Source organism: Mycobacterium sp. 1165196.3, from assembly GCF_001673415.1.
Classification (GTDB): Bacteria; Actinomycetota; Actinomycetes; order Mycobacteriales; family Mycobacteriaceae; genus Mycobacterium; species Mycobacterium europaeum_A.
In genome coordinates this window covers 18,604-28,609 of record NZ_LZLU01000182.1, presented here as the reverse complement: position 1 = coordinate 28,609, position 10,006 = coordinate 18,604, and the positions used below count along the sequence as shown (strand labels likewise).

General features: G+C 70.7%; 7 protein-coding genes and 1 pseudogene. 2 read left to right on the top strand and 6 right to left on the bottom strand.

Annotated elements, in window-relative coordinates; all coding sequences use genetic code 11:
- Together A5659_RS19260 and A5659_RS19255 are read right to left on the bottom strand one after the other, a co-directional pair.
- The coding region (locus A5659_RS19260) for a type I polyketide synthase (RefSeq protein ID WP_082976127.1) at positions 1-1,900 on the bottom strand (1,900 nt) is incomplete at its 3' end.
- Positions 1,901-2,318: 418 nt separating this feature from the next.
- Positions 2,319-2,669: a hypothetical protein gene (locus tag A5659_RS19255; RefSeq protein WP_082976126.1), complete on the bottom strand. Its 351-nt coding sequence runs from the start codon at positions 2,667-2,669 to the stop codon at positions 2,319-2,321.
- 179 nt (positions 2,670-2,848) lie between these two features.
- Here A5659_RS19255 and A5659_RS19250 point away from each other — a divergent pair, with 179 nt between their 5' ends.
- Positions 2,849-3,184, top strand: a complete 336-nt coding sequence (locus A5659_RS19250) for an RNA polymerase-binding protein RbpA (protein WP_007770897.1) — start codon at positions 2,849-2,851, stop codon at positions 3,182-3,184.
- Here A5659_RS19250 and lnt read toward each other — a convergent pair.
- The 3 genes and pseudogenes from lnt to A5659_RS19230 all read right to left on the bottom strand — a co-directional run bounded on the left by lnt (position 3,162) and on the right by A5659_RS19230 (position 8,357).
- Positions 3,162-5,806: pseudogene (gene lnt / locus A5659_RS19240) on the bottom strand (apolipoprotein N-acyltransferase). The gene A5659_RS19250 and the pseudogene lnt sit on opposite strands and share 23 nt — an antisense overlap.
- A gap of 313 nt (positions 5,807-6,119) precedes the next feature.
- Positions 6,120-7,652 carry an amidohydrolase gene (locus tag A5659_RS19235; protein WP_082976129.1) on the bottom strand — a complete coding sequence of 511 codons (1,533 nt, stop codon included), beginning with the start codon at positions 7,650-7,652 and terminating at the stop codon, positions 6,120-6,122.
- 165 nt (positions 7,653-7,817) lie between these two features.
- Complete coding sequence (locus A5659_RS19230) at positions 7,818-8,357, bottom strand: FxsA family protein (protein WP_067183466.1); 540 nt, start codon at positions 8,355-8,357, stop codon at positions 7,818-7,820.
- A gap of 73 nt (positions 8,358-8,430) precedes the next feature.
- Between A5659_RS19230 and A5659_RS19225 the strand changes: the two genes are divergently transcribed.
- The gene (locus tag A5659_RS19225) at positions 8,431-9,138 is read left to right on the top strand and encodes a dienelactone hydrolase family protein (RefSeq protein WP_067183463.1); all 708 of its coding nucleotides are present in this window, start codon (positions 8,431-8,433) and stop codon (positions 9,136-9,138) included.
- Between the two features lie 3 nt (positions 9,139-9,141).
- Here the strand turns inward: A5659_RS19225 and A5659_RS19220 are convergent, their stop codons facing one another.
- Positions 9,142-10,005: a type 1 glutamine amidotransferase domain-containing protein gene (locus tag A5659_RS19220; RefSeq protein WP_067183459.1), complete on the bottom strand. Its 864-nt coding sequence runs from the start codon at positions 10,003-10,005 to the stop codon at positions 9,142-9,144.
- Position 10,006: the final 1 nt, after the last annotated feature.

The window sequence follows — 10,006 nt, the reverse complement described above, 5'->3', positions numbered from 1 at the left end:
ACTTCCACAGCTCGGCCAGCGACACCATCACCGCGAAGAGCACCGGCTGCACAACGTCGACGCGGTCCAGGCTCGCAGCGCCGGGCGCGGCGCGAAGCACGTCGGTCAGCGACCAGTCGACGAATTCGGCGAAGGCCTCTTCACACTCCCGGATCTGCTGTGCGAATACCGGTGCGGTGTCCAGCAATTCGATTGCCATGCCCAGCCATTGCGAGCCCTGGCCGGGGAAGACGAACACCGTCTTGCCCGCCGGTGTCGCGGTGCCCCGGATGACCGATCCGGTCGGGTCGTCGTTGGCCAGCTCGTCCAGCCCGGCGAGCAGCCGGTCACGGTCACCGCCCACCACGACGGCCCGGTGCTCGAACGTCGCGCGGCCCGCCAATGACCACCCGATGTCGGCGACGTCCAGATCATCGTGCGCGCGAACGTATTCGGCCAGCCGGGCCGCCTGCGCGGCCAACGCCGCCGGGGACTTCGCCGACACCGCCCACGGGACCACCGCCCGCGCCGGGCCGGCCTCCCGCACCGGTTCGGCCGGGGCGGCCTCGACGATGACGTGCGCGTTGGTGCCGCTGATGCCGAACGACGACACGCCCGCCCGGCGCGGGCGCTCGGCCCGCCAGGGTTGTGCCTCGGTCAGCAACGACACCGCACCCGCCGACCAGTCCACGTGCGGGCTGGGAGCGTCCACGTGCAACGTCGCGGGCAGTGTCTCGTGGCGCATCGCCTGCACCATCTTGATGACGCCGGCCACCCCGGCGGCGGCCTGCGTGTGGCCCATGTTCGACTTGATCGACCCCAGCCAAAGCGGCTCACTGCGATCCTGCCCATAGGTCGCCAGCAGCGCCTGGGCCTCGATCGGGTCACCCAAAGTGGTTCCGGTGCCGTGCCCCTCGACGACGTCGACGTCGGCCGCGGCCAACCCGGCGTTGGCGAGCGCGGCACGCACCACCCGCTGCTGCGAGGGACCGTTGGGCGCGGTCAACCCGTTGGAGGCGCCGTCCTGGTTGACCGCCGAGCCGCGCACCACCGCCAGCACCGGGTGCCCCAGGCGCTGCGCGTCCGACAAGCGCTCCACCACCAGCATGGCTCCGCCCTCGGACCAGCCGACGCCGTCGGCCGCACCCGCGTAGGCCTTGCACCGCCCGTCGGGCGCCAGGCCGCGGTGCCGGCTGAACTCCACGAAGACGGTCGGCGTGGCGTTCACCGTCGCACCGCCGGCCAGGGCCAGGTCGCACTCCCCCGAGCGCAGCGACTGCACGGCCATGTGCAGCGCCACCAACGACGACGAACACGCCGTGTCCACTGACACCGCCGGGCCCTCCAGCCCTAGCACATAGGACACCCGCCCCGAGGCGACACTGGAGGTCATCCCGGTCAGCCGGTAACCCTCGATCTCCTCGGCGAGCATGCCGTAGCCCTGGACGATGAGCCCGGCGAACACGCCGGTGGCGCTGCCGCGCAGCCCGCTGGGGTCAATCCCGGCTCGCTCCAAGGCTTCCCACGACAGTTCGAGCAGCATCCGATGCTGAGGATCCATCGCCAGCGCCTCGCTGGGCGCGATGCCGAAGAAGCCCGGATCGAAGTCCGCGACGCCGTCGACGAAGCCGCCGGTTTTCACGTAGCACTTGTGCCGCGCGTCGGGGTCCGGGTCGTACAGGGCCGCCACGTCCCAGCCGCGGTCGGTGGGAAACTCCGAGATCACGTCGCGGCCGTCGGCGACCATTTGCCACAGCGCCTCCGGGCTGTCCACGCCGCCCGGGAAGCGGCAGGACATACCGACGATCGCGATCGGCTCGTTGGACCGCTCCAGCAGCGCACGGTTGGTGCGCTTCAGGCGCTCAACCTGGACCAGCGCTTTGCGCAGCGCTTCGGTCGCATGCTGGAGTTGATCAACCATCACAAACCTCGCCTAACCTTCGCCTGACGACGTGCGGCCGTCTTCCACCGCCGGATGCGGTTCTCGCCGAGTCACGGAATTTGCTGCACGAGGCGACGCCGTTTCCCGTTCGACCAGCGTCGTGCCGCTCTCCGACCCAAGAATGTTGCTGGTGAGTATGGCCAACTCCGACAGGATTTCAAAACGTCCGCTGCTCCCGACTGCTACGGGAGGACCGGCCTGGACAGTTGCGCCGCGCCGCGCAAAGAAGATGTGACACGAGGTGCCCGGTGTGCTCGCTGGACAGCGGTGCGTTGTAGACATGGCCCGACGTCCATGGCGCGACTGTACCCGGCCGGCCATAGCCGGTGGTCAGGCGCATGTCGGGAAATGTCCCGGTGCGGCGCCAGGCACGGCCGGTCCGGTGCCAACGACGCGGTCACACACCCGCTCGGCGCCAGCCGTCGGCGGCCCTGGCGGCTTGGATCAGGGTTTCGCATAACCGGCGCAGCTCGGTGGCACCGGCGCCTTCGTCCACGGCCGTGGCGACGTCCTCGGCCGCGCAGCGCACCTGGTAGACGCGATCCGACAGGTCGGCCGCTTCGTCGGCCGACAGCACCACCGCGTCCTCGGGGACGGCCGCCGCGCCGTTGCGGTTCAGCGACGCCCGTTGCTCGTACGCCCGCTGCCGGCACGACTGCCGGCAGTATTGGCGACGACGGCCCATTCCCGCGTCGGTGACGTCTCGACCACACCAGCGACAGGGCTGCGGGCGGGTACGGCGGCTCACGCCTGCCGACTTTAGTCGGGTTTTCCCGGCAATCCCGGTATCATGGAAGGTCGCGTCGCGTATGCCGGCTCCGGCCGGGGAACTGCGCAGATGATCGCAGCGTTTGCTAGATGAAGAGTTTGCACTGAACGCAGTAAGGGAGCCGGAGAGCTCCGAGAAGACCTGAAGGAGTAGCAGCCATGGCTGATCGCGTACTGAGAGGCAGTCGCCTCGGGGCCGTGAGCTACGAGACTGACCGTAACCACGACCTGGCTCCGCGTCAGCTCGCGAAGTACCGCACCGAGAACGGCGAGGAGTTCGAGGTTCCCTTCGCCGACGACGCCGAGATCCCCGGCACCTGGCTGTGCCGCAACGGCCTGGAAGGCACCCTGATCGAGGGCGACCTGCCCGAGCCGAAGAAGGTGAAGCCGCCGCGGACGCACTGGGACATGTTGCTGGAGCGCCGCTCCGTCGAGGAGCTCGAAGAGCTGCTCAAGGAGCGCCTCGAGATCATCAAGACCCGCCGTCGCGGCTGAGCCGCCGATTCAGTCGGGGCCGGCCCGCAGGCCGCCGAACTAGCTGCGGTTGTCGGCCCTGCTGGTCCGGGCCCCCGACCGCCGGCCCTGCACACCCCAGCGGGTGACCTTGACCAGGGCCTCGCGGATGTTCGATCCACTCATCTTGGACACGCCGAGCTCGCGCTCGGTGAAGGTGATGGGCACCTCGGTGATGGTGAAGCCGTTGCAGATGGTTCGCCAGGTCAGATCGATCTGGAAGCAGTAGCCCTTGGAGTCGACGCCGTCGAGGTCGATCGCCTCGAGCACTTCGCGGCGGTAGGCGCGGTAGCCGGCGGTGATGTCGTGCACGCCGATGCCGAGCGCCAGGCGGGCATAGGTGTTCGCCGTCCAGGACAACGCCCAGCGCCGCCATGGCCAGTTGCGTACCGTCCCGCCGTCGACGTAGCGCGAGCCGATGGCCAGATCGGCCCCGGCGTCGACGGCGTCCAGCAGGCGGTGCAGCTGCTCGGGCGCGTGGCTGCCGTCGGCGTCCATCTCGACCAGCACCGAGTAGTCACGGCTCAAACCCCAGGCGAAGCCCGCCAAATACGCCGCGCCCAGGCCGTCCTTGGCGGTGCGGTGCATGACGTGCGTGCGTCCCGCATCGCCGGCCGCCAGCTCCTCGGCGAGCTGGCCGGTGCCGTCGGGGCTGCTGTCGTCCACCACGAGCAGGTGCACGTGCGGGCACGCCTCTTTGAGCCGCCGGTGGATCACCGGAAGGTTCTCCAGCTCGTTGTAGGTGGGGATGATCACCAAGACGCGCTGGCTGGGGCGGTTGCCCGGAACCTGGGGCGCCGGCTGGCCGGTGGTCATGTAGCTCCTCTGTGTCGCCCGAATTCGAAAAGCCGGCCGTCCTGGTCGGACGGAGGGTGGTCAGTCGCCGTCGTCTGCCGGCGTGCGGTCCCGGGGGTCGGGCGCAGTGTCCGGGTCGTGCTCGTCGGGCGGGGGGTCGCCCGGGGTGGCACCGGCCCCTGTCGATCGACGTGTGGACCGCAGACGTGTCGAACGCGGGAACCATCCATTCTGCCGTATCCCGGCCAGAATGACCGCCCCGGCCGCCAGGACCATGGCCCATTGCAGCAGCGGTCCCCAGCGAGTGGCCGGCGTCAGCCTGGTTTTGAGGCGCACCTGCATGTCCAGATACGCGGGCTGGAAGAAGTCGGTGCGCGCCAACTCGCCGCCGTCGGGGGCGAGGACGGCGCTGATTCCGGTGGTGCCGGCCACCACCACGTACCGGTCGTGTTCGACGGCCCGGACCTTGGCGAATGCCAGCTGCTGCTCGCTCATCCTCTTGTTGAAGGTGGCGTTGTTGGCCGGTACGGCCAGCAGTTGGGCACCGCCGAGCACCGCTTGTCGCGGCACCCGGTCGAAGATCACTTCCCAACAGGTGGCGACGCCCAGGGGCACCCCTGCGATGTGCACCACATCGGGGCCCCGGCGCGGCACGAAGCTTCCGGCGCGGCCCGCGTAGCCGGACAGGTGCTTGAACAGCCACGGCATCGGCAGGTACTCGCCGAACGGCTGCACGATTTCCTTGTCGTGGCGATCGGCCGGGCCCGTCGCCGGATTCCACACGATCATGGTGTTGGTGTAGTTCGGATCCTGCGGGGGACGCCCCGGCACCTCGAGCACGCTGCCGATCAGGATCGGCGCGCCGATGGCCGCCGCGGCCTGGGATATCTGCAGCGCGGCGTCGCCGTTGACTAGCGGGTCGATGTCCGACGAGTCCTCCGGCCAGATCACGAATTGCGGTTGCGGGGCGGCCCCGGCGCGCACGTCGTCGGCCAGCCGCAGGGTCTCCCGGACGTGGTTGTCCAGCACCGCCCGCCGCTGTTCGTTGAATTCGAAGCCCAGCCGCGGCACGTTGCCCTGCACGGCTGCGACGGTGACCGACGGCTCGCCGCCCGACCCGGTACCGGCGTGGCGCACCTGTGGCCAGACGATGAGCGACGCGAAGAGCACCAGGCAGATGCAGACGCCGGGCACCACCACCGCGGGCGGCGCGGGATCGGGGTGCCCCGGTTCGTCGGTGCCGCCGGCGGGGCGTGCAGCGGGGTGACCGGAGTGCCACCACTTCACGATCTCGAGCGCGATGGCCGTCGCGCTGAAGCCGACCAGCATGATCGCCATGGACAGCAGCGCCACGCCGCCGAGCTGGACCAGCGGCAGGAACGGACCGTGCGTCTGACCGAATGCGACCGAACCCCAGGGAAAGCCGCCGAACGGGACGGCCGACTTGAGCCACTCCTGAGCGGCCCAGATCAGCGCGAACCAGATGGGCCAACCGGGCAGCCGGCGCACGGTGACGGCGCACAGGCCGAACAGGGCGGGAAACAGCGCCGATACGGTGGCCAGCGCGATCCATGGGATGGGCCCGACCAGCAGTCCTACCCACGGCAGCAGCGGCAGGTAGAACGCCAGCCCGAACAGGAACGAGTAACCCAGGCCGCCCGCCGGCGTGGTCGCCGGGTGCGTCAGCACCCATCCCAGCAATGCGGCGGCCACCACGGCCGCCCACCACCAGTTCAGCGACGGGAAGCTGGCGCAGAACAGCAGGCCGCCCGCGATGGCGCAACTGAGCCGGGTCAGGCGGGGCAGCATGGCGGCCTGGGCGGCGGGCAGCCGCGCGATCACGGCGGCGACCAGCCCGGTCAGCGCGCCGCGCGCCACCGTCCCCAGCCGCTCGGCCAGCGTGGGCCCGGACGGCCCGGGCTCGTCGCCCGGTTCCGATTCCGCGGGGCCCCCGTCACGATCGTCGTCCTCGTGTTCTCCCGGCTCGGGGCGCACGTCGGCGGGCTGGTCGTCGCGGTCCGATTCGGCCTCGTCGCTGATGGGGTCGGTGTCCGGCCGCCGGGGTAGGTCCTGATCGGCCGCATCGGCCTGGTCCGCCGGCTCGTCGCCGCGCGGCCGGTGCCTAACCATGGATGACAGCGCCCCGATGCACCGTCCGCCGGCACCGCGGGAGGGCGTCGCCCGGGCCCAATCGGGGCAGCGCGGGCACCCGGGAACGCGGGTCGGTCGACCAGCGCTGGACCGTGTCGCGCGGGGCGTGCACCTCTAGGTCCCCGGCGTCCCAGATGGCGTAGGAGGCGGGCGCGCCCGGCACCAGCGTGCCCGTCTTCCCGTCGCGGACCCCGGCCGCCCGCCAGCCCCCGCGGGTGGCCGCAGCAAACGCGGCCCGCGCCGAGACCCCGCTGCCGGGAGTGCGGTGATGGATCGCCGCGCGCACGCTCAGCCACGGGTCGAAGCCCGTGACCGGAGCGTCGGAACCTAGCGCGAGGGGCACGCCTTGGGATGCTAACAGCGCAAAGGGGTTGAGCCGACTGCCGCGCTCGGCACCGAGCCGCCGCGCGTACATGCCGTCGGGTCCGCCCCACAGCGCGTCGAAATTGGGCTGCACGCTGGCGATGACCCCCCATTGGCCGAGCTTGACGGCCTGCTCGGCGCTGACCATCTCGACGTGCTCGAGGCGGTGTCCGCAGCGCGCGACGGCGACCGGCCCGAGGTCGGCGACGACACGCTCGAGGGCATCCACCACGGCGGTCACGGCGGCGTCTCCGATGACATGGAATCCCGCGGTGACTTCGGCCTGCGTGCAGGCCCGCAGGTGCGCCTCGGCGGCCTCGGTGTCCAGGTAGCAGGTTCCGGTGCGGTCGGGCGCATCCGTGTAAGGCTCGTGCAGCCAGGCGGTGCGCGACCCCAGCGCCCCGTCGACGAACAGGTCGCCGGCCAGCCCGTGGGCGCCGGTCGCCGCCATCAGCTCGTGCGCCTGCGCGGGGCTGTTCACCGGCTCACCCCAATAACCGATGATCTCGACGCCATGGTCGAGCGCGCGCAACTGCAGCCAATCGTCGATCCCGCCGATGTCGGGTCCGGCGCATTCGTGCACCGCGACGATGCCGGCCGCCGCGGCGGCCCGCAGTGCCGCGGCGCGGGCTTCGGCCAGTTGGTCGGCCGTCAGCAGGTCCCGCGCCACGGCGCGCACCCGATGGTGCGCGTCGCCGACCAGCGGCCGCTCGGCGCTGTAACCGGTCGACGCCGGAAGTTCGGCGACCAGCCGCCGCAGGCCCGTCGACGCGAGCGCGGAGTGCACGTCCACGCGGGCCAGGTAGGCGGGCCGGCCACCGAGAGCGGCATCGAGGTCGGCGGTGCTGGGCGAGCGGTTCTCGGGCCACGACGTTTCGTCCCAACCATGACCCCACACCGGTCGGCCGGGATGGGCGGTGGCGTAGTCGGCGACCATCCGCAGGCACTCCGCCTGCGACCCGGCGCCGCGCAGGTCCAACCCGCTGAGCGTCAGCCCGGTGGCGGTGAGATGGATGTGGCTGTCCACGAATCCCGGCGCCACGAAACCGCCGTCGAGGTCTTCGACGACGGCATCGGGGAACATGCGGCGGCCGACCTGGTCGCCGCCCAGCCACGCCACCACGCCGTCGCGGACGGCCATCGCGGTGGCGTCGGGTTGGGCCGGGCTGTGCACCCGACCGTTGACCAGCAGCGTCTGCGGCGCGGGACTCACGGCGGAGCGGGACACAGCCCAAAACTACGTGCGGCGGGTCGCGGGGCCATAACGGTCAGTCGGCGGGTGGGCGGCGTGGTCCGCCGCGGCGGGTCAGCGCGCGTCGAATCCTTGCGGCCGCACCGGCGCCTCGATGTCGCGCACGTCGATGACCTCGCCGTCGATGTAGTCGCCGCGGCCGCGCCCATCGAAATTCCCGGCGGGATACGACGCCGAATGAGCCGATTGAGGTTGTGGACGGAACGCGCCCGCGTAACCGAGTCCGGGTATTTGTCGTTGCAGCTTGCGCACCGCCAGGGCGGTCAGCCCGGGGCCGACGGCCGACCGGACGGGCGGGATGAGCAGCAGCAAGCCCAGCGCCGTGCTGACAAGTCCGGGGACGAGAACGAGCAGCGCGGCCAGGCTGACCAGCGCGCCGTCGCCGGCCGCGGCGCGTTGCTCGGCCAGGCCGGAGCGCAGTCGCCCGATCCGGCGGACGACGTGGGAACCCGCCATCGGGGCGATGAGGCCCCAGCCGAGCATGACGGTCGCCAGAAGCGCCAGCAGGGTCCAGCCCCATCCGATCGTCGACACCAGCTCGAAGATCGCAGCGAGTTCGACGACGGCGTAGATCAACAGCAGCCGCGACACCATGCCAGACCAACGTCCGCGGACCGCGCCCAAGTTCCCGTGGTGTTCGGCGGTGCGATTGCAGTTAGATGACGCTATGACGACGATTCAGATCGATACCCCCGACGGACCGATCGATGCGTTACTGAGCACGCCGTCGGGGCAAGGACCGTGGCCGGGTGTGGTGGTGATCCACGACGCGATCGGCTACGGGCGAGACAAGCAGTCGATCAACGACCGCATCGCCGCGGCCGGATATCTGGCCGTCACCCCGAACCTGTATGCCCGCGGTGGCCGCATCCGCTGCATCACGCGCGTCATGAAGGAGCTGCAGACGCAGCGCGGCCGCGCCCTGGACGACATTCTGGCCGCGCGGGACCACCTGCAGGCCATGCCGGAGTGCTCCGGGCAGGTCGGTGTCGCGGGCTTCTGCATGGGCGGCCAGTTTGCTCTTGTCATGTCTCCCAAGGGTTTCGGCGCTTCCGCACCGTTCTACGGCACTCCCCTGCCGCGCAACCTCGACAAGACGCTGGACGGCGCGTGCCCGGTGGTGGCGAGCTTCGGCGGCCGGGATCCGCTGGGGCGGGGTGCGCCCGAAAAGCTGAACAAGGCGATCGCCGCCAAGAACATCACCGCCGATGTAAAGACCTACCCCGGCGCCGGGCACAGCTTCGCCAACGAGCTGCCCGGCCAACCGCTGCTTCGCATCGCGGGATTCGGCTACGACCGCGACGCCACCGAAGACGCGTGGCGCCGGGTGTTCGCATTCTTCGGCGAGCATCTGGGCACGGGCGCCGCGACGTAGCCGTCAGCGGGCCGCGGTGAGCTTCTGCGACAAGACCGTGGCGAACGTGTGGGTGTCGCCGGGCCAGCGCGCCGACACATAGTCCCCGTCGTCGACGACGAAAGCGGCCCGCGAGTCGGTCGGCGTGTCGCGCAGCAGTCCCGAGGTCTTGCGCCGCCAGTTCGGCGATCCGCGGGAGACGTCCCGGAAATCGGACGGATCTTCAAGTGCCCGTGTGACTTCGGCCTGCACCGACATGTAGCCGTCGGCTTGGCCCGGGTCCTCGGTATACGTCCGGTAATAGTTGCGATCCCAGAACCGGGTGAACCGGGTGAGCCGCCAGGCCAACCGCTCCATTGCCCACGTCAGCGCCGTCGTCTTGCGCCCGTGAAGGACCGAGCGACCGGTGCCGGGATCGACGCTGCGCGCGGCCAGCAGCACACCGTGACAGATGGCGCCCACCACCAGTCCGCGGGCGAACGCCGCCACGACGAGCCGGTGCAGAATGTCGCTGTCGATGTAGCTGCGCATCCCGCGCGCACGGTGCCCGCCCGGCAACACCAGCGCATCGACACCGTCGAGGGTGGCCTGAGACCAGGCAATGGGGCGCTGAAACTCATTGCAGCGCAACATATCCCGATAGGCATCGCGCCCCGCCTTATCGGCGCGCAACGCCAGCCCGATCAGCGCGACGGCGCCCAGCACCGGCAGCGCGGACCAGAGGTCCAGTCCACGCCCCGTCAGCATGATGTCGTCGGCCTCCCCGGGCATGCCGGTTTCGGTCGCGAAGACCACCCGGTGGCCGCTTCGGGTCAGCACCTTCCAGCTGACGGCGACCTCGGTGGGGTCGAAGTCGCGGTCCGGGATCGGGATCAGCACCGTCGCCATG

What these genes read in the sequence shown, in the direction of transcription:
- A5659_RS19250 (WP_007770897.1), top strand. Translation starts at nt 2,849, where the DNA reads ATGGCTGATCGCGTACTGAGAGGCAGTCGCCTCGGGGCCGTGAGCTAC.
- A5659_RS19235 (WP_082976129.1), bottom strand. Translation starts at nt 7,652, where the DNA reads ATGGCCGTCCGCGACGGCGTGGTGGCGTGGCTGGGCGGCGACCAGGTC.
- A5659_RS19230 (WP_067183466.1), bottom strand. Translation starts at nt 8,357, where the DNA reads ATGGTGTCGCGGCTGCTGTTGATCTACGCCGTCGTCGAACTCGCTGCG.
- A5659_RS19225 (WP_067183463.1), top strand. Translation starts at nt 8,431, where the DNA reads ATGACGACGATTCAGATCGATACCCCCGACGGACCGATCGATGCGTTA.
- A5659_RS19220 (WP_067183459.1), bottom strand. Translation starts at nt 10,005, where the DNA reads ATGGCGACGGTGCTGATCCCGATCCCGGACCGCGACTTCGACCCCACC.